The 17,962-nt window shown below is 72.4% G+C and carries 18 protein-coding genes; 9 read left to right on the top strand and 9 right to left on the bottom strand.

Features of this window, described 5'->3' with window-relative positions:
• Nucleotides 1-15: 15 nt before the first annotated feature.
• A complete protein-coding gene (locus B5M43_RS02210; protein WP_134745327.1) occupies nt 16-1,266 on the top strand; it encodes an FAD-dependent oxidoreductase in 1,251 nt (416 codons plus the stop codon).
• Here B5M43_RS02210 and B5M43_RS02205 read toward each other — a convergent pair whose 3' ends face one another.
• A complete protein-coding gene (locus B5M43_RS02205; RefSeq protein WP_134745328.1) occupies nt 1,267-2,589 on the bottom strand; it encodes a winged helix-turn-helix domain-containing protein in 1,323 nt (440 codons plus the stop codon).
• A gap of 97 nt (nt 2,590-2,686) precedes the next feature.
• On the opposite strand from B5M43_RS02205, the gene B5M43_RS02200 reads away from it, so the two are divergent.
• Together B5M43_RS02200 and ilvA are read left to right on the top strand one after the other, a co-directional pair.
• Complete coding sequence (locus B5M43_RS02200) at nt 2,687-3,976, top strand: AI-2E family transporter (RefSeq protein WP_134745329.1); 1,290 nt, start codon at nt 2,687-2,689, stop codon at nt 3,974-3,976.
• Nucleotides 3,973-5,247 carry a threonine ammonia-lyase gene (ilvA, locus tag B5M43_RS02195; protein ID WP_134745330.1) on the top strand — a complete coding sequence of 425 codons (1,275 nt, stop codon included), beginning with the start codon at nt 3,973-3,975 and terminating at the stop codon, nt 5,245-5,247. Before B5M43_RS02200 ends, ilvA begins: the two co-directional genes overlap by 4 nt.
• A gap of 10 nt (nt 5,248-5,257) precedes the next feature.
• Here ilvA and greA read toward each other — a convergent pair whose 3' ends face one another.
• Both greA and B5M43_RS02185 read right to left on the bottom strand, forming a co-directional pair.
• Nucleotides 5,258-5,746 (bottom strand): transcription elongation factor GreA, encoded by a 489-nt coding sequence (gene greA, locus B5M43_RS02190; RefSeq protein WP_055989882.1) that lies wholly within the window; start codon nt 5,744-5,746, stop codon nt 5,258-5,260.
• 80 nt (nt 5,747-5,826) lie between these two features.
• Nucleotides 5,827-6,222: a DUF4307 domain-containing protein gene (locus B5M43_RS02185; RefSeq protein ID WP_055989879.1), complete on the bottom strand. Its 396-nt coding sequence runs from the start codon at nt 6,220-6,222 to the stop codon at nt 5,827-5,829.
• Between the two features lie 56 nt (nt 6,223-6,278).
• Between B5M43_RS02185 and B5M43_RS02180 the strand changes: the two genes are divergently transcribed.
• On the top strand, nt 6,279-6,518 hold the full coding sequence (locus B5M43_RS02180; RefSeq protein WP_134745331.1) for a hypothetical protein: 240 nt from the start codon (nt 6,279-6,281) through the stop codon (nt 6,516-6,518).
• Between the two features lie 34 nt (nt 6,519-6,552).
• Here B5M43_RS02180 and B5M43_RS02175 read toward each other — a convergent pair whose 3' ends face one another.
• Nucleotides 6,553-7,287 carry a hemolysin III family protein gene (locus tag B5M43_RS02175; protein ID WP_134745332.1) on the bottom strand — a complete coding sequence of 245 codons (735 nt, stop codon included), beginning with the start codon at nt 7,285-7,287 and terminating at the stop codon, nt 6,553-6,555.
• Nucleotides 7,288-7,353: 66 nt separating this feature from the next.
• Between B5M43_RS02175 and B5M43_RS02170 the strand changes: the two genes are divergently transcribed.
• The 5 genes from B5M43_RS02170 to B5M43_RS02150 all read left to right on the top strand — a co-directional run bounded on the left by B5M43_RS02170 (nt 7,354) and on the right by B5M43_RS02150 (nt 13,491).
• The gene (locus tag B5M43_RS02170; RefSeq protein ID WP_055989870.1) at nt 7,354-8,139 is read left to right on the top strand and encodes an isoprenyl transferase; all 786 of its coding nucleotides are present in this window, start codon (nt 7,354-7,356) and stop codon (nt 8,137-8,139) included.
• A gap of 44 nt (nt 8,140-8,183) precedes the next feature.
• Complete coding sequence (locus B5M43_RS02165; protein WP_205829458.1) at nt 8,184-9,293, top strand: aminotransferase class V-fold PLP-dependent enzyme; 1,110 nt, start codon at nt 8,184-8,186, stop codon at nt 9,291-9,293.
• A 293-nt stretch (nt 9,294-9,586) separates the two neighbouring features.
• Nucleotides 9,587-10,873 carry a PhoH family protein gene (locus B5M43_RS02160; protein WP_230667555.1) on the top strand — a complete coding sequence of 429 codons (1,287 nt, stop codon included), beginning with the start codon at nt 9,587-9,589 and terminating at the stop codon, nt 10,871-10,873.
• A 166-nt stretch (nt 10,874-11,039) separates the two neighbouring features.
• Entirely contained in the window at nt 11,040-13,271 is a 2,232-nt protein-coding gene (locus tag B5M43_RS02155; RefSeq protein WP_055989861.1) for a carbon starvation CstA family protein, read from the top strand.
• Nucleotides 13,261-13,491, top strand: coding sequence for a YbdD/YjiX family protein (locus B5M43_RS02150; protein WP_055989858.1), 231 nt, complete (start codon nt 13,261-13,263; stop codon nt 13,489-13,491). Before B5M43_RS02155 ends, B5M43_RS02150 begins: the two co-directional genes overlap by 11 nt.
• A gap of 102 nt (nt 13,492-13,593) precedes the next feature.
• Here the strand turns inward: B5M43_RS02150 and B5M43_RS02145 are convergent, their stop codons facing one another.
• The 5 genes from B5M43_RS02145 to xseA are packed head-to-tail and all read right to left on the bottom strand — an operon-like array spanning nt 13,594 to nt 17,923.
• Nucleotides 13,594-14,988, bottom strand: a complete 1,395-nt coding sequence (locus B5M43_RS02145; RefSeq protein ID WP_055989855.1) for an aspartate ammonia-lyase — start codon at nt 14,986-14,988, stop codon at nt 13,594-13,596.
• Between the two features lie 54 nt (nt 14,989-15,042).
• Entirely contained in the window at nt 15,043-15,714 is a 672-nt protein-coding gene (locus tag B5M43_RS02140; protein WP_134745333.1) for a carbonic anhydrase, read from the bottom strand.
• Nucleotides 15,711-16,352, bottom strand: coding sequence for a DUF4245 family protein (locus B5M43_RS02135; protein ID WP_134745334.1), 642 nt, complete (start codon nt 16,350-16,352; stop codon nt 15,711-15,713). Before B5M43_RS02135 ends, B5M43_RS02140 begins: the two co-directional genes overlap by 4 nt.
• The gene (locus tag B5M43_RS02130; RefSeq protein ID WP_055989846.1) at nt 16,352-16,600 is read right to left on the bottom strand and encodes an exodeoxyribonuclease VII small subunit; all 249 of its coding nucleotides are present in this window, start codon (nt 16,598-16,600) and stop codon (nt 16,352-16,354) included. Before B5M43_RS02130 ends, B5M43_RS02135 begins: the two co-directional genes overlap by 1 nt.
• A gap of 9 nt (nt 16,601-16,609) precedes the next feature.
• Nucleotides 16,610-17,923: an exodeoxyribonuclease VII large subunit gene (gene xseA / locus B5M43_RS02125; protein ID WP_055989843.1), complete on the bottom strand. Its 1,314-nt coding sequence runs from the start codon at nt 17,921-17,923 to the stop codon at nt 16,610-16,612.
• Nucleotides 17,924-17,962 lie beyond the last annotated feature (39 nt).

Below are 17,962 nucleotides of genomic sequence, written 5' to 3'. Positions count from 1 at the left end.
CGGGATCGTGAGGGCATGAGCGAACGAGCCCCGGGCACGGCCCGCTGCATCGTGGTCGGCGGAGGCCCGGCCGGCATGATCGCGGGGCTGCTCCTCGCCCGCGCCGGCGTGGACACCACGGTGCTCGAGAAGCACGCCGACTTCCTCCGCGACTTCCGCGGGGACACCATCCACCCGTCGACCCAGCTGCTGCTCGACGAGCTGGGCCTCGCGGACGAGTTCGCGAGGATCCCGTTCTCGCGCCTCGACGGCGTGCGCGTGCCCGCGGCGGACGGCACGGTCGCAACGCTCGCGGACTTCGGGCGCCTGCGCCACCCGCATCCATTCATCGCCATGGCGCCGCAGTGGGACTTCCTCGATCTGCTGGCCGACGCGGGCCGGCAGGAGCCGCGCTTCCACCTGCGCATGCGCACCGAGGTGGTCGAGCTCGTCCGCCGCGACGGCGCCGTCGTCGGCGTCCGCTGCCGGGACCACGCGACGGGGGAGACCGAGGAGCTGCTCGCGCCGCTCACGATCGGGGCGGACGGACGCGGCTCGCGCGTGCGCCGTCTCGCGGGGCTCCGGATGCGCGAGTTCCCCGTGCCGTTCGATGTGCTGTGGTTCCGGATCGCCGCGCGCGACGCGGACGGCGCGCCCGTCGACGTCGGGCGGAGCCTGCTGCCGCGCGGCGCGGGCGGGCGCCTGTTCATCCTGATCCCGCGCGGCGACTACGTGCAGGCGGCGATGCTGATCCCGAAGGGCTCCGAGCCCGAGCTGCGCGCCGCGGGGATCGGCGCCTTCCGCGCGGAGGTCGCCGCGGCCGTCCCGGAGCTCGCGGCCGCGCTCGAGGATGTCGGCTTCGACGACGTCCACCTGCTGGACGTACGGCTGAACCGCGCGCGACGGTGGTGGACGCGCGGCCTGCTGTGCATCGGGGACGCCGCGCACGCCATGTCGCCCGTCGGCGGCGTGGGCGTGAACCTGGCGGTGCAGGACGGCGTGGCCGCCGCCGCCCTCGTCGCCGAGCCGCTGCTGCAGGGTCGGATGAGCGACCGCGTCGTGACGGCCGTGCAGCGCCGGCGCGCGCCGGCGACGATCATCACGCAGACGGCGCAGCGCATCGTGCACCTCGGTCTGCGTCGGGCGTTCGCGCGTCGCACGGTGCCGCTGGTGCCCCGCACCGTCGCGCGTCTGCTGCGGCTGGCCCCCGTGCTCAGCGCCGTCCCCGCGCGCGTGGTCGGCGTGGGCGTCCGTCCGGAGCATGCCCCGGACTTCGCGCGTCGCTGATCAAGCGGGGTCGAGCGCCGGCTCGACCCCCTCCGCCGGGACCGGCTCGGGGGCAGACGGCTCGACCGAGGGGCGCTCGTGCCGGGCGGCATCCGGCATCACGAATGCGAGGTCGGCGGTCGCGTCGCCCCACGTCGAGATCGAGATCCGCTCCAGACCCTGCCAGGCGGCCGCCTCACGGAGCGCCGTCGCGACCCGCTCCGCGGTCGCCGCGGGCACGCCGGCCTCCCACCACGCGGACTGCACCCGCAGGGTCGACGCGGGGCGGTCGGCCTTCAGATCCACGCGGCCGACGATGCGGTCATCCACGAGCACCGGCAGCGAGTAGTACCCGTAGCGGCGCCGGTCCGCCGGCGTGTAGATCTCGATCCGGTAGTCGAAGTCGAACAGCCGCTCGGCCCGCTCCCGGAACCACACCACGGGATCGAACGGCGTCAGCACCGTCGCGGCGGTGATCCGGCGTGGCAGCGTCGCGTCGCGGTGCGCCCACGCGGGCAGGGGAGAGGAGCCCCGGTTCCACCCCTCGACCGCGACCGGCGCGAGCTCGCCCGCGTCGACCAGCTCGTGCACCGCCGCCAGCACGGCGCGGCGATCGCGGATGCGGTAGTAGTCGGCCAGGTCGGACGCCGTCGCGACGCCGGACGCGCGTGCGGCCCGGCGCATGAGCTCGCGGATCGCATCCTCACTGCTCACCTCGACGTCGAGGAGCGCCGCCGGGATGACCTGCTCCGTGAGCCCGTACCGGCGCTCGAAGCCCCTTCGTCCGGCGATCGCGACCTCGCCGAAGCGCCACATCATCTCGAGCGCGCGCTTGACGACATCCCAGTCCCACCAGGGCCCGCGCGCGCCGCGGTGCGCGTCCGATTCGATCTGCGCGGGCCGCAGCGGCCCGCGCGAAGCCAGCTCGGCGCGCACCCACTCGACCGTCGCGGCGTTCTCGGCGTACCAGCTGCCCGGGCCGCCGTACTTGGCGCGCATGGCGTCCATCCGGAACCGCCACAGCGGCCAGTCCTCGACCGGGAGGAACGTCGCCTCGTGGCCGAGGTACTCGAAGTAGGCGCCCGTCGCGCGCGGCCGGCCATTCGCCCCGTGCCGCAGCACCAGCCGGTCGAGGCGGGCGGTGTCGTAACGGCCGAGCCGCGAGAACAGCGGCACGTAGTGCGAGCGGGCGAACACGTTCACGGAGTCGATCTGCAGCGTCCCCATGCGGGCGATCGCGCCTCCGAGGTGACGCGCCGTGGGGGACTGCGGGCGAGGCCGAGCGAAGCCCTGCGCCGCGAGGGCGGTGCGGCGGGCCTCGGCCAGGGACAGCTGCTGCTTCACGCGCGCCACGCTAGCGGCGGGCTCCGACATCGCGGGCGGGCGCAGCGGCTGACATATATGCCGAGCCCGCAGAGGCCCCGGCTTTAGACTGACGCAGATGAGCGACGACAAGCCCCGCGGCGGGTTCTGGGACGTCTTCCGGACGCGCCCGGCCGAGTCGTCGCGCGTCCGTCCGACGGCGCGCCCGGCGGCCTCCGCGCCCGACGCCGTGCCGCTCGGCCTGCGCATCGCGACCGCCTACGCGTGGCGCTTCCTCGTGATCGCGGCCGCCGCCGGGGTGCTGTTCTGGCTCGTCATCCAGTTCAAGCTCCTGGTCATCCCGCTGCTCGTCGCGATCCTCGTCACGGCCCTCGTCTGGCCGGCGCTTTCCTGGCTGCTGCGTCACCGCGTCCCGCGCTGGGCCGCCATCGCGCTCACCATGATCGGGACCATCGCGATCGTCACCGGCCTGGTGTGGCTCGTCGTGTGGCAGGTGTCGCGCGAGATGCCCTCGGTGCGCGGGCGTGCTTTCGAGGCGATCGACCAGCTGCGCGGCTTCCTGGTCGGGATCGGCATCTCCGAGGCCGAGATCGACGCGTACCTCGCGCAGGGCGTGGATCTGCTCCAGGAGCAGGCCGGCACGCTGTGGAGCGGCGCGCTCGCCGTGGGATCCACGGTCGGCCACCTGGGCGCGGGCATCCTGCTGACCCTGTTCGCCCTGATCTGCATCCTCGCCGACGGCGGCGGCATCTGGCGCTGGACCGTCCAGCTGTTCCCGCGCGAGGCGCGCGCCGCGGTCGACTCCGCAGCGCGCAACGGCTGGCGCACGGTGATCAACTACGCGCGCACGCAGATGCTCGTCGCGACGATCGACGCGGTCGGCATCGGCCTCGGCGCGTTCTTCCTCGGCCTGCCGATGGCGATCCCGATCGCCGTGATGGTGTTCCTGGGATCCTTCGTGCCGCTCGTCGGCGCGATCGTGACGGGAGCGGTCGCGGTGTTCATCGCGCTGGTCTATCACGGCATCTGGATCGCGCTCGCGATGCTCGCGGTCGTGCTGGCTGTGCAGCAGATCGAGAGCCACGTGCTCCAGCCGATCCTGATGGGCTCGGCCGTGAAGGTCCACCCGCTCGCGGTCGTCATGGTCGTCGCGGGCGGATCCATGATCGCCGGCATCCCCGGCGCCCTGTTCGCCGTCCCGCTCGCCGCGTTCGTCAACGTGGTCGCCGTGACGCTGTCCTCGGGGTCGTGGCGCACGGGCGAGCCGCTGCACGGCGACCTGATCTGGGAGACCGTCCCCAAGACCATCGGACCCGCCAAGGGCGACGGGCACGACCGCACCGGAACCGCCCGCGCCGGGGACGCCGAGCCCGGCGGCCCCGCCCCCACGAACGGAACGCACACGTGACGACCCTCGACCCCCAGCAGCCCGCCGAGCCGACCGCCGCCGCGCCCGCCATCCCGACGCTCGAGGAGTTCGAGGCGGCGGCGCGCAGCCTGGCCGACGTGGTCGAGCACACGCCGCTCGAGTACTCGCTGCACCTGTCCGAGGTGCTGGGCGCCCCGGTGCGGCTGAAGCTCGAGAACCTCCAGCGCACCGGGTCGTTCAAGGTGCGCGGCGCCACCTACCGGCTCGCGCAGCTGACGCCGGAGGAGCGGGCGCGCGGCGTCGTGGCGGCGTCGGCGGGAAACCACGCGCAGGGCGTGGCCCTCGCGGCCCAGCAGCTCGGCATCCCGGCCACGATCTACATGCCGCTCGGCGTGCCGGTGCCCAAGCTCATGGCGACGCGCGGGTACGGGGCCGAGGTCGTGCTCGAGGGCGCCACCGTGATGGAGGGCCTCAAGCGCGCGGCGGAGCACGCCGAGCGCACGGGCGCGGTGCTCATCCACCCGTACGACCACCGCGACGTCGTGATCGGCCAGGGCACGCTCGGGCTCGAGATCATGGACGACGCCCCCGACGTCTCCACGATCATCCTCGGGATCGGCGGCGGCGGCCTGATCGCGGGCGTCGCGGCCGCGGCGAAGGCCCGGGCGGCCGCCGAGGGCCGCGAGGTGCGCATCATCGGCGTGCAGGCCGAGAACGCCGCGCCGTTCCCGCCGTCGCTCGCCGCCGGCCGGCCCGTGTCCGTCGAGACGCAGCCGACGATCGCCGACGGCATTCTCGTCTCACGCCCCGGCGACGTGCCGTTCGAGATCATCCGCGAGCTGGTCGACGAGGTCGTCACGGTCAGCGACGACGACATCGCGCGGGCGCTGCTCGTGCTGCTCGAGCGCGCCAAGGTGGTCGTGGAGCCGGCGGGCGCGGTCGGCGTCGCGGCGATCCTCGCGGGCAAGGTGAAGGCCACGGGGCCGACGGTCGCCGTGCTGTCGGGCGGCAACATCGACCCGCTGCTGCTGCAGCGAGTTGTCGCTCACGGCCTGGCGGCATCCGGGCGCTACATGACGGTGAAGATCCCGCTGCCCGACCGCCCCGGACAGCTCGCGCGCGTGTCGGAGCTGATCGCCGAGGCGGGCGCCAACGTGGTCGAGGTGCTGCACACCCGCCACGGGCAGGGCCTGCAGATCAGCCAGGTGGCGCTGCAGATCTCGGTCGAGACCCGCGGCCAGGAGCACCGTGAGCTGACGCTCCAGATCCTCCGCGACGCGGGCTACGAGCCCGAGGTGCTGCCCGACTAGAAGGCGTCCCTCAGCCGGTGAAGGTCTCGACCTTGACGATCTCGACCGGGATTTCCTTGCCGTTGGGGGCCGTGTAGGAGGTCTTGTCGCCCTCCTTGAGGCCGAGGATGGCCGCGCCGAGGGGGCTCTGCTCGCTGTACACGTCGAGGTCGGTGCCGCCCGCGATCTCGCGGCTGCCGAGCAGGAAGCGCTCCTCGTCGCCCAGCACGAGCGCGGTCACGACGGTGCCCGACTGCACGGTGCCGTCCGACTCGGGCGCCTCGCCGACGACGGCCTCCTTGAGCAGCGCCTGCAGCGTGCGGATGCGCATCTCGATCTTGCCCTGCTCGTCCTTGGCGGCGTGGTAGCCGCCGTTCTCCTTGAGGTCGCCCTCCTCGCGGGCGATCTCGATGCGCTTGGCGATCTCCTCGCGGCCGGTGGTCGAGAGCTGCTCGAGCTCGGCGGCGAGTCGGTCGTAGGCCTCCTGCGTGAGGAAAGTGACCTGTGCGTCATTGGACACGATGGACTCCTTCGATCGGGCGGGGATAGTGCAAGACGCCCCGGCGTTCGGCCGGGGCGTCGCGAGTCAGTCCGGAAAGACTACGTGACCCAGCAGGTTTCGACCAAACCGGTCGTCGCCTCGGCGACCGTCGGGACGGTCTCCGTGCGGGACATCGCGTGGCCACCGTCGCCCTCGTACCGGACGATCTTCCAGCCGACGACGCCGAACTCCTGGTCGAGCGCCTGGACCGCGCACGCGACGTCGCGTCCCGGCGGCGCGGTGAGCTGGAACGACACCCGGACGCTGTGCTCGTCGAGAACCTCGTACCCGAGACCGTCGACGGACACGGCGTCGAGGGAGGTGGACACGGCGGTCCAGCCGAGCCACCCGATGCCCGCGGCCGCGACGGCGATCACGGTGCCCCACAGCATCCGCCGGCGCGCGGGGTCGGCCGTCCGCCCGTAGCGGTCGTCGAGCTCGGCCTGCGTGGTCATGCGCGTCCTCGGGGAAAGTTAGGCTGGTCCCACCAGGCTAGAACAGGAGCCACCCGATGCAGGCCCTCGGCACCATGCCCACCCCCACGCCCACGGTCGACCCCATGCTGGTCAGCCCCGGGCCGATGGGCTTCGCCGTGATCGTCATCCTGGTGGTCCTGGTCACCCTGCTGGTGCTCGACATGCTGCGGCGCGTGCGCCGCGCACGATACCGCGAGGAGGCCAACGAGGCGCTCGACGCCGAGGAGGCCGCCGCCCGCGAGCGCGAAGCGCGCCGCGACGCGGAAGACGGATAACCGAGCGCGACCGTGCCGTGAGGCGGGCGCGGCGTCACAGGGCGTGGGGCAGGGGATCCAGCGCGATGAGCAGGGCGCCGGTCCAGTGGCACAGGAAGGCGAGCACCGTGCACACGTGGAAGATCTCGTGGAAGCCGAAGTGGCCGGGCCACGGGTTGGGCCGCTTCATGGCGTAGACCGCGGCGCCGGCCGAGTAGAGCAGGCCGCCGGCGATGACGAGCACCATCATGGCGGGGTTGGCCTGGAACAGGTCGACGAGGTACATCACCGCCGCCCAGCCGAGCAGCAGGTAGAGGGCGACGTACAGCCAGCGCGGAGCGCCGAGCCAGAACACGCGGAACAGGATGCCGAGGAGGGCCCCACTCCAGACGAGCACGAGCAGCAGCGTGCCCTTCTCGGGCGGGAGCGCCAGCACCGCGATCGGCGTGTACGTGCCGGCGATCAGCAGCAGGATGTTCGCGTGGTCCACGCGGCGCAGCACGGCCTTGACGGCCGGCTTCCAGTCGAAGCGGTGATACACCGCCGAGTTGCCGAACAGCAGCAGCGAAGACGCCATGAACACCGCGGACGCCCATTTCGCCGTGGCTCCCTCGGCGAGCAGGATCAGCACGATCCCCGCCACGATCGCGATCGGGAACGTGCCGGCATGGATCCAGCCGCGCCAGGTGGGCTTGACCTCCACGGAGGCATCCCGATCCGCCGCATCCAGCAGGGGCAGCTGCGGCACGCCGTCTTCGGAGGTCGGGTCGTCGTCGTGCGCCTGCGTCATGCTCCGAGCGTACGCGGCGTGGCATGCCGTGCGCGGCACGCGGGCGGGCCGGAGTAGCGTAGGCACGTGCGAAGGACGCGATCGATCGAGGGCCGCGGCCCGCTGTACCGGCTGTACAGCTCGCGCCTGCGTCATCAGATCGACTCCTCGCGGGTGCCGCATCACGTCGCGATGGTCATCGACGGCAACCGCCGCTGGGCCCGCCAGCTGGGCTACGAGACCGCCGCACACGGGCACCGCGCGGGCGCCGCGAAGATGATCGAGTTCCTCGGCTGGTGCGACGAGCTCGGCATCAAGGTCGTCTCGCTCTACCTGCTGTCGAACGACAACCTGCGCAAGCGCGACGAGCGCGAGCTGGCCGACCTGATCGAGATCATCGCCGACCTGGCGGCCGAGCTCGCCGAATGCGGCGACTGGCGCGTGCAGCACGTCGGCCGTGCCGATCTGCTCCCGGAGAGCCTCGCCGCCGCGCTCCGCGACGCCGAGGAGCGCACGCGCGACCACGGCGGGCTGCACGTCAACCTCGCGGTGGGGTACGGCGGCCGCCACGAGATCGTCGACGCCGTCCGCCGCATCATCGCCGCCCACGGCGAGCGCGGCGGCACGCTCGAGGAGCTCGCGGAGAACCTCACGCCCGAGGCGATCGGTGAGCACCTGTACACCGGCGGGCAGCCGGATCCGGATCTCGTGATCCGCACGAGCGGCGAGCAGCGGCTGAGCGACTTCCTCGTCTGGCAGAGCGCGCACAGCGAGTTCTACTTCGTCGAGGCCCTCGGGCCCGACCTGCGCGAGGTCGACTTCCTGCGCGCGATCCGCGACTACGCGACCCGCGAGCGCCGCTTCGGCGGCTGAGCGCCACCCGGCCCCGTCCCGCGCGCCCCTGCCAGAATGGGCGGGTGAGCACCATCGCGGATTTCCGGTCGTCGTTCCCGGGGGAGCCCGGCTACCTGAACTGGGCGTCCTTCGGGCCGCTGTCGCCCCAGGTGCGCGACGAGGTCGTCGCCGATCTGGAGATGCTGGGCACGGGCCGGGCCAGCAGCATCGCGCACGTGCACGAGCGCATCGACGAGGCCCGCGGCGCCGTCGCGGGCGTGCTGGGCGCGGCGATCGACGAGGTCACCCTGCAGCCCTCCACGACGTACGGCGTCATGCACGCGGTCTACGGGCTGTCGGGCGGTGTGCTCGCCTCGCCCGCGGAGTTCCCGACGATCCCGACGGCGCTCACACGCGCGGCCGACGCGTTCGGGCGGGTGCGCCCGCAGTGGCTGGCGCCCGAGGGCGGCTGGGTCACGCCCGAAGCCGTCGCCGAGGCGCTCGACGCGGACACCGTCGCGCTCGCCGTGAGCCTCGTCGACTTCCGCACCGGCTACCGCGCCGACCTCGCGGGCCTGCGCGAGGCGATCGGGCCCGACCGGCTTCTGATCGTGGATGCCGTGCAGGGATTCGGCGTGATCGACGCCGACTGGTCCGCGGCGGACGTCGTGTGCGGCAACGGGTACAAGTGGCTGCGCGCCGGCCGGGGGACGGGCTTCGCGTGGTTCAGCGCGCGTGCGCGAGCGTCCATCGCTCCGGTGCTGTCGGGATTCGGGGGTGCGGAGGGCGGCATGACGCCCGACGCCGTGCCGCCGCCGGCCGCCACCGCCCAGGCCTACACGATCTCGGGCGCCGACGTGCTGGCCGCGGCCCGCCTGGCCGTCGCCGTGGGGCAGGTCGCGGACGCCGGCGTCGCCGAGATCGAGGCGGCGCTGACGGAGCGCGTGGATCGCGTGATCGAGATCGCGCAGCGGCACGGCATCCCGATCGACACGCCGCTCGAGCCGGAGCGCCGTGCCGGCATCGTCGCGCTCGCGCCCGCGAGCGTCGCGGCCCTGGGCGCCGAGCTGGCCAACCGCGGCGTCACGGCGACCACGCGATCGGGGACGGTGCGGATCGCGCCGCACGTCGGCACCGACGACGAGACGCTCGGCCTGCTCGACGAGGCGTGCGCGGCCGTCGCACGGGGCTGATCCGGCGCGTGTCGGGCCGCCGCGGAAAGTTCACGCACCTGTTACGAACGACACGCCTGTAATTCGTCGCGCGGAATGCGCGGATGGTCGTACGTTGTCCGCATCGGGCAAGGTGCCCGGTCGGGTCGGCCATTCAGGTTCGCGACTCGTGGCCCCTAGGTCGACTCGAGTGAAGCCGGGCAAGGTCCCGGGGTCGGGAGTGGGGCGTGACCATCAGCACAACTCAGCAGGCCAGCCGTCGCGGCAGCACCGCGCGAGAGGCCGCACCTGACGACGCGTCGTCGGAGCAGGCACTGCGCACGTACGTGCTCGACACCTCGGTGCTGCTGAGCGATCCGCGGGCGTTCTTCCGCTTCGCCGAGCACTCGGTCGTGATCCCGGTCGTGGTGATCGGCGAGCTCGAGGGCAAGCGCCACGACCCGGAGCTCGGCTACTTCGCGCGGCAGGCGCTGCGCCACCTCGACGAGCTGCGCATCGAGCACGGCCGGCTGGACTTCCCGGTCCCCGTGGGCGAGGGCGGCACGCTCCGCGTCGAGCTCAACAACACCGACGCCACCGTGCTGCCGAGCGGCATCCGGCTCGGCGACAACGACAGCCGCATCCTGACGGTCGCGATGCACCTCGCGCAGGACGGAAACGACGTCACGGTCATCTCGAAGGACCTGCCGATGCGCGTCAAGGCCGCGTCTCTGGGACTGTCGGCCGAGGAGTACCTGGCCGAGCAGGCCGTCGACTCCGGATGGACCGGGATCGCGTCGCTCGATCTGTCGGGCGACGAGATGGCGGACCTGTACGAGACGGAGGTCGCCTCGCACGACGACGTCCGCGGCATCCCGGTGAACACGGGCCTGGTGATCCACTCCGAGCGGGGCTCGGCGCTGGGGCGCGTCACGGGGGAGGGCGAGCTGCGGCTGGTGCGGGGCGACCGCGACGTGTTCGGCCTGCACGGCCGCTCGGCCGAGCAGCGCATCGCGATCGACCTGCTGCTCGATCCCGAGGTCGGCATCGTGTCGCTCGGCGGCCGGGCCGGAACCGGAAAGTCGGCGCTCGCGCTCTGCGCGGGCCTCGAGGCCGTGCTCGAGCGCCAGCAGCAGAAGAAGATCATCGTGTTCCGCCCGCTGTTCGCGGTCGGCGGCCAGGAGCTGGGCTACCTGCCCGGCGACCAGGCCGAGAAGATGAACCCGTGGGGCCAGGCGGTCTTCGACACGCTTGGCTCGGTCGTCTCGAACAACGTGCTCGAGGAGGTCATCCAGCGCGGGCTGCTCGAGGTGCTGCCGCTCACGCACATCCGCGGCCGGTCGCTGCACGACGCCTTCGTGATCGTCGACGAGGCGCAGTCGCTCGAGCGCAACGTGCTGCTCACCGTGCTGAGCCGGATCGGCCAGAACTCGCGCGTGGTGCTGACGCACGACGTCGCGCAGCGCGACAACCTGCGGGTGGGACGTCACGACGGCATCGCGAGCGTGATCGAGACCCTCAAGGGCCACGGCCTGTTCGGCCACGTGACCCTCACACGCTCGGAGCGTTCCGCTATCGCCGCGCTCGTGACCGACCTCCTGGAGGCCGGCGAGCTCGCCTGAGCCGTCATCGCCCGCGAGGTCGCACCCCGGCAGGGGCGCGGCCTCGCGGCGTCGGGGCACGGCGCGCCCGCCGCGCCGGTGGCCGGGAGCGTTCCTATAGTGAGAATCGCCGGGGTCGGCGACGACTCCGGCGTCCTGCGTTCACCGATGAAGGAGTCGTGCGCTCATGTCCGAGACCCTGACCACCGCGCCGGAACGGGAGCTGCCTCCCGTCGCGGCCGAGGACAAGCCGAGATGGACCCCGCTCAAGATCGCGATCTGGGCCGCGATCGCGCTGCTCGGCGGCGTCGCCTGGACGATGCTGGCCATCGTGCGGGGCGAGACCGTCAACGCGATCTGGTTCGTGTTCGCCGCGGTCTGCACCTACCTGATCTTCTACCGCTTCTACGCGAAGTACATCGAGAAGCACCTGGTGCGGCCGGACGACCGGCGCGCGACGCCCGCCGAGTACAAGGCGGACGGCAAGGACTACGTCGCCACCGACCGGCGCGTGCTGTTCGGACACCACTTCGCGGCCATCGCCGGCGCCGGCCCGCTCGTCGGGCCCGTGCTCGCGGCGCAGATGGGCTACCTGCCCGGCACGCTCTGGATCATCGTCGGCGTCGTGCTCGCCGGCGCCGTGCAGGACTACCTCGTGATGTTCTTCTCGATGCGCCGCGGCGGCCGCTCGCTCGGCCAGATGGCCAAGGACGAGCTCGGGCGCTTCGGCGGCGCGGCCGCCATCCTGGCGACGCTGCTCATCATGATCATCATCACGGCGATCCTCGCGCTGGTCGTGGTGAACGCGCTCGGCGAGAGCCCGTGGGGCGTGTTCTCGGTCGCGCTGACGATCCCGATCGCCCTGTTCATGGGCGCATACCTGCGCTGGATCCGCCCGGGGAAGATCACCGAGGTCTCCCTGATCGGCTTCGCTCTGCTCATGGTCGCGATCGTCGCGGGCGGCATGGTCGCCGAGACCGAGTGGGGCCAGGCGATCTTCACGCTCGACCGCACCACGATCGCGTGGGGCATCATCGTCTACGGCTTCATCGCGGCCGTGCTGCCGGTGTGGATCCTGCTCGCCCCGCGCGACTACCTGTCCACGTTCATGAAGATCGGCGTGATCGTCGCGCTGGCCGTGGCGATCATCTTCGTGCGTCCCGAGATCGCGGTTCCCGCCTTCAGCGAGTTCGCGGGCGGCGAGACCGGCCCGGTGTGGCCGGGAAGCCTGTTCCCGTTCCTGTTCGTGACCATCGCGTGCGGCGCCCTGTCGGGATTCCACGCGCTGATCTCGTCGGGCACGACGCCGAAGATGATCGAGAAGGAGCGCCAGACGCGCTTCATCGGCTACGGCGGCATGCTCATGGAGTCGTTCGTCGCGATCATGGCGCTCGTCGCCGCGATCTCGATCGACCGCGGCCTGTACTTCGCGATGAACGCCTCGGCCGCCGCGACGGGCGGCACGGTCGAGGGCGCCGTGGCGTTCGTCAACAGCCTCGGCCTGACGGGCGTGAACCTCACTCCCGAGGTGCTGACGGGCGCGGCCGAGTCGGTCGGCGAGGAGTCGGTGATCTCCCGCACGGGCGGCGCGCCGACGCTCGCGCTGGGGCTCGCGCACATCATGCAGCAGTGGATCGGCGGACCGGCCATGACCGCGTTCTGGTACCACTTCGCGATCATGTTCGAGGCGCTGTTCATCCTGACCGCGGTCGACGCGGGCACGCGCGTGGCGCGGTTCATGCTCCAGGACTCGATCGGCAACCTCGTGCCCCGCTTCAAGGACACCTCGTGGCGGGTGGGCGCGTGGATCTGCACCGCGATCATGGTCGGCGGATGGGGCGCCGTGCTGCTGATGGGCGTCACCGACCCGCTCGGCGGCATCAACACCCTGTTCCCGCTGTTCGGCATCGCGAACCAGCTGCTCGCGGCGATCGCGCTCGCGGTCGTGATGTCGATCGTCGCCAAGCGCCGCACGTTCCGGGTGCTGTGGATCGTCGGGCTGCCGCTCGCTTTCGTGACCGTCGTGACGGTCACCGCGTCGCTGTTCAAGATCTTCTCGCCGGTCCCGGCCGTCGGCTACTGGGCGAACCACGTGGCGTTCCGCACGGCGCTCGACGCCGGGGAGACCTCGTTCGGCACCGCCGGAACGCCCGAGGCGATGGCGGCCGTCGTGCGCAACACGGCGATCCAGGGCACGCTGTCGATCGTCTTCCTGGTGCTGACGCTCATCGTCATCACGGGGTCGATCATCCGCGTCGTGCAGGCGCTGCGCGGCACCGAGGTCGTCGACAACGAGGAGCCCGCGCGCCCGTCGCACCGGTTCGCGCCCGCCGGCCTGATCGCCACGCCCGAGGAGCGCGAGATCCAGAAGCAGTGGGACGCGCTTCCCGCCGAACGGCAGCCGGTCCGTGGCCACTGACAGCGCGGTCGCGACCCGGCCGGGCGCCCTCGGGGCGCTCGGCCGGGCCTGGCGCGCGCTGGCGTGGTACGCGAAGGGACTGACGGGCGAGTCGAAGTACGCCGCCTACGTGGCCCACGAGCGCGCCGCGCACCCGGATCGCGCGCCGCTCACGGAGCGCGAGTTCTGGCGCTGCGTCTACCGCGACCAGGAGGCGAACCCCGGCAGCCGCTGCTGCTGATCATCCCTTGCTCGTTGAGCGACCGAGCGCTCAACGACCGGAAGGGCCCGGAGGACGATGTCCTCCGGGCCCTTCTCACTGATCCGCCTGACGGCGGATCCGTCAGCCCGGGTGGGTCATCGAGAGGAGGTCGAGCTTCTCGTCGAGCTGCTCCTCGGTGAGCTCGCCGCGCTCGACGTAGCCGAGCTCGATCACGGCCTCGCGCACCGTGATCCCCTTGGCGACCGAGTGCTTGGCGATCTTGGCGGCGGCCTCGTAGCCGATCAGCTTGTTGAGCGGCGTCACGATCGAGGGGCTCATGCCGGCGAAGGCCTTGGCGCGCTCGAGATTGGCCTCGAGGCCCGAGACCGTCTTGTCGGCGAGCACGCGCGACGCGTTGGCCAGCAGTCGGATCGACTCGAGAAGGGCGGTGCCCATGACCGGGATCGCGACGTTGAGCTCGAACGAGCCCGACGCGCCGGCCCACGCCACGGTCGCGTCGTTGCCGATCACGCGCGCGGCGACCATCAGCACGGCCTCCGGGACGACCGGGTTGACCTTGCCCGGCATGATCGACGAGCCCGGCTGCAGGTCGGGGATGCGCAGCTCGGCGAGGCCCGTGTTGGGGCCCGAGCCCATCCAGCGCAGGTCGTTGTTGATCTTGGTCAGCGAGACCGCGATCGTGCGCAGCGCACCCGACGCCTCGACCAGGCCGTCGCGGTTGGCCTGGGCCTCGAAGTGGTCCTTGGCCTCGGTGATCGGCAGCCCGGTCTCCTCGGCGAGCAGCGCGATGACCTTCTGCGGGAAGCCGAGCGGCGTGTTGATTCCCGTGCCCACGGCGGTGCCGCCCAGGGGCACCTCGGCGACGCGGGGCAGGGCGGCCTCGACGCGCTCGATGCCGAGGCGCATCTGACGCGCGTAGCCGCCGAACTCCTGGCCGAGCGTGACGGGCGTGGCGTCCATCAGGTGGGTGCGGCCGGACTTGACGGCGTCCTTCCACAGCTCGGCCTTCTCCTCGAAGGCCTTCGCGAGGTGGTCGAGCGCCGGGACGAGGTCCTCGATGAGCGCCTGCGTGACGGCCACGTGCACCGACGTCGGGAACACGTCGTTCGACGACTGCGACGCGTTCACGTGGTCGTTGGGGTGCACGTCCGAGCCGAGCTTCTGCGTCGCGAGGGTCGCGAGGACCTCGTTCATGTTCATGTTCGACGAGGTGCCGGAGCCGGTCTGGTACGTGTCCACGGGGAAGTGCGCGTCGTACTGGCCCGTGACGACCTCGTCGGCCGCGGCGGCGATCGCGTCGGCGATCGCGCCGTCGAGCGTGCCGAGCTCCTTGTTCGCGAGCGCGGCGGCCTTCTTGATGCGCGCGAGGGCGGCGATCTGCGTCGACTCCAGGCCCTTGCCCGAGATCGGGAAGTTCTCGACCGCGCGCTGGGTCTGCGCGCGGTAGAGGGCGGATGCCGGCACGCGCACCTCGCCCATCGTGTCGTGCTCGATGCGGTACTCGATCTCGGTCACTTCGTCGTCCCTTCGGATGGCGTCTTCGGCAATGGGGGTGGTTCGGGGTGGGGCTCAGGCCGCGGCGTCGTTCGACGTGCCCAGGATCACGTCGGGCACGACCGTGCCCTCGGCCAGACGGTAGTTGGCGCCCACGATCGCGAGGCGGCGCTCGGCGACCGCCGTGCTGATCAGCTCGGAGCGCTGCAGCAGCGCCGTCACGGTGTCGCGCAGGTGCTCGCGGCCGACCTGCTCGGCGTCCACCGTCTCGGGCGTGACGCCCTGGTCGGCGCTCGCCCGCAGCACGCGCCGCACGGCGGGGACGATGGGGGCGATCAGGCGCCAGATCGACGGCGGCAGCACCGGCGCATCCGCGTGGGTGCTCTCGATCGCGGCCCGCACGGCGCCGCACGCGTCGTGGCCCAGCACGACGATCAGCGGCACCTTCAGCACCTCGACGGCGTACTCGAGGCTGCCGACGATCGAGTCGCCCGCGACCTGGCCCGCGTTGCGCACGACGAAGAGGTCGCCGAGGCCCATGTCGAAGATGATCTCGGCCGACAGGCGCGAGTCCGAGCAGCCGAACAGCGCGGCGCGGGGGGTCTGCGCGGCCGCGATCTCGTTGCGGCGCTCCACGTCCTGGTGCGGGTGCTCGGGGGTGCCGGCCACGAATCGGGCGTTGCCCGCGACCATCTCGGCCCAGGCCTCGTCGGGCGTCACTGTGCGGGTGGCGTCGGCGCTCGTCATTCCTGCTCCTTCATGAGCTCCAGCAGCTGGGGCGCGATCAGCTCCGCGACCTCAGCGGTCTTCTCGGGGGTCGATGAGCCGTACAGCAGCACGTGGTCGGCGCCGGCCTGGGTGCCGAGCGCGTACGACACGTTCGCGTTGCCGTCGGGGTTCACGTCGTAGGTCTGCCAGGTGATGCCCGCGATCACGACCTCGCCCTCCGGCGCCGTGCCGCCCAGCTGCTGCGCGGCCCAGGTGGCGTCGGCGTCGAAGCCCTGCGAGAAGCGCAGGAAGCTCTCGTCACCCGGCACGTACACGATGTTCCAGGACGCGGGGGCGCCCGGCTCGACCTGGGCCTGGTTCACGCGCCAGCCCTCTTCCTCGCCGGGCACGGGGGGCACGATCGCGGTGCCGTACGTCTCGGAGGCGACCTCCGCGATGGGCGCCGGGTCGATGCCCGGGCGGGGAGCCGGCTCGCCGCGCGGCACGGCCCACACGATGACCAGCACGATCGCGAGCGTCGCCACGAGGGCGATCACGAGGTTCCGGATGTTCTGGCTCTCGCGGTAGGCCTTGGAGTTCGCGGCCTTGCGGGCGGCCGTCTCCTCGGGCGTCTCCGGGCGTCCGAGCTCGGCGACGATGCGCGGCTCGCGAGCCATCAGCCCTCGTCCTCTGCGTCGCCGCCGCCCTGGGCGGCCTCGAGCCGGCGCTTCGCGCCCCGCAGCCACTCATCGCAGCGTGCGGCGAGGGCCTCGCCGCGCTCCCACAGCGCGAGGGACTGCTCGAGTGTCGGCGCGCCCTGCTCGAGCTCGCCGACCACGCGCACGAGCTCGTCGCGCGCCTGCTCGAACGAGAGGGTGGCGACGTCCGCCGGTGCCGATCCGGGAAGTGCGGGCTCGGAGGTCACGATCCCATCCTACTTTCCGGTGTCCGACGTCTCGGACGGCGTGGTCGTCGGGCCCTCGGGCAGCTCGCCGGTCGACGTCGCTCCGAGCGAGCCGCGGTCGAGCGTCACGACGATGCGGGTGCCGGCGGGCGCCTGGGCCGCGTCGCGCAGGATGACCCCGCCGTCGGCGTGCGCGATGGCGTAGCCCCTGGCCAGGGTCGCGGCGGGGGACAGCGCGCGCAGCGACGCGCGCAGCTCGGCCGTCCGCAGCCGTCCCTGCTCGACGCGGCGCTCGATCAGCTCGCGGCCGCGCGTGACGAGCTGCCAGACGTCCTGCGTGCGGGTCCGGATGAGGTGCTCGGGGGAGCGCAGCACGGGCCGGGACCGCAGCTGCTCGAGCTGCGCGATGTCGTGCGCGATCCGCTGCGTCAGGCGCGTGGTCATGCGGGAGCGCAGCTGCGCCACGATCGCGCGCTGCTCGCCGACGTCCGGCACCACGCGCTTGGCGGCGTCCGTCGGGGTCGAGGCGCGCAGGTCGGCGACGTCGTCGAGCAGCGGATGATCGTTCTCGTGGCCGATCGCGCTGACGATCGGCGTGCGCGCCGCGGCGACCGCGCGCACCAGCCGCTCGTCGCTGAAGCCCAGCAGCGTCTGCGGATCGCCGCCGCCGCGGGCGATGATGATGACGTCGACCTCGGGGTCGGCGTCCAGCCGCTGCAGCGCCGCGAGCGTCTCGGGCACGCACCGGTCGCCCTGCACAGCGGCGTACTCGGTCCGGAAGCGCACGTGCGGCCAGCGCAGCTCGGCGTTGCGGTGCACGTCCTTCTCGGCGTCCGAGCGCTCGCCCGTGATGAGCCCGATGCAGTGCGGCAGGAACGGCAGGGGCTTGCGGCGGGCGGGGTCGAACAGGCCCTCGGCCCGCAGCTGCGCGCGCAGGCGCTCGAGGCGCTCGAGCTGCTCGCCCAGGCCGACGTGCTTCATGGCCGATACCTGGAAGGTGAAGTCGCCGCCCTTGGCGTAGTAGTCCGCCTTGACGCACGCCACGACGTGGTCGCCGACCTTGAGGTCCGCCGGGATGCGGCCGCGCACGCTCGACCAGATCCGGATGGAGATCTGCGAGTCGCCCTGCAGGTCCTTCAGCCGCGCGTAGACCGCGCCGGCGCGCACGTTCCAGGAGGTGATCTCGCCCTCTACCCAGACGGAACCCCAGCGCTCGATGAAGCCCTTGATCGTCTGGTTCAGGCGCGCCACGGAGGTGGGGGCGTCCGGCCGCGAGTCGCGGGGCGGGACGCTGTCGGGCGGCGGGGCCTCGCCCGGCACCGCCACCGGCTGGAACGACGTCATGCCACCTCTGGTCTGCCTCGGGAGTGGTTCTGGGTACCG

Origin of the sequence: Microbacterium sp. MEC084 (genome assembly GCF_004514465.2) — a bacterium.
Taxonomy (GTDB): domain Bacteria; phylum Actinomycetota; class Actinomycetes; order Actinomycetales; family Microbacteriaceae; genus Microbacterium.
The sequence above is the reverse complement of the archived record's forward strand: the minus strand, read 5'-3'. Positions and strand labels throughout refer to the sequence as shown.

What these genes read in the sequence shown, in the direction of transcription:
- B5M43_RS02210 (WP_134745327.1), top strand. Translation starts at nt 16, where the DNA reads ATGAGCGAACGAGCCCCGGGCACGGCCCGCTGCATCGTGGTCGGCGGA.
- B5M43_RS02200 (WP_134745329.1), top strand. Translation starts at nt 2,687, where the DNA reads ATGAGCGACGACAAGCCCCGCGGCGGGTTCTGGGACGTCTTCCGGACG.
- B5M43_RS02185 (WP_055989879.1), bottom strand. Translation starts at nt 6,222, where the DNA reads ATGACCACGCAGGCCGAGCTCGACGACCGCTACGGGCGGACGGCCGAC.
- B5M43_RS02180 (WP_134745331.1), top strand. Translation starts at nt 6,279, where the DNA reads ATGCAGGCCCTCGGCACCATGCCCACCCCCACGCCCACGGTCGACCCC.
- B5M43_RS02175 (WP_134745332.1), bottom strand. Translation starts at nt 7,287, where the DNA reads ATGACGCAGGCGCACGACGACGACCCGACCTCCGAAGACGGCGTGCCG.
- B5M43_RS02155 (WP_055989861.1), top strand. Translation starts at nt 11,040, where the DNA reads ATGTCCGAGACCCTGACCACCGCGCCGGAACGGGAGCTGCCTCCCGTC.
- B5M43_RS02140 (WP_134745333.1), bottom strand. Translation starts at nt 15,714, where the DNA reads ATGACGAGCGCCGACGCCACCCGCACAGTGACGCCCGACGAGGCCTGG.
- B5M43_RS02135 (WP_134745334.1), bottom strand. Translation starts at nt 16,352, where the DNA reads ATGGCTCGCGAGCCGCGCATCGTCGCCGAGCTCGGACGCCCGGAGACG.
- xseA (WP_055989843.1), bottom strand. Translation starts at nt 17,923, where the DNA reads ATGACGTCGTTCCAGCCGGTGGCGGTGCCGGGCGAGGCCCCGCCGCCC.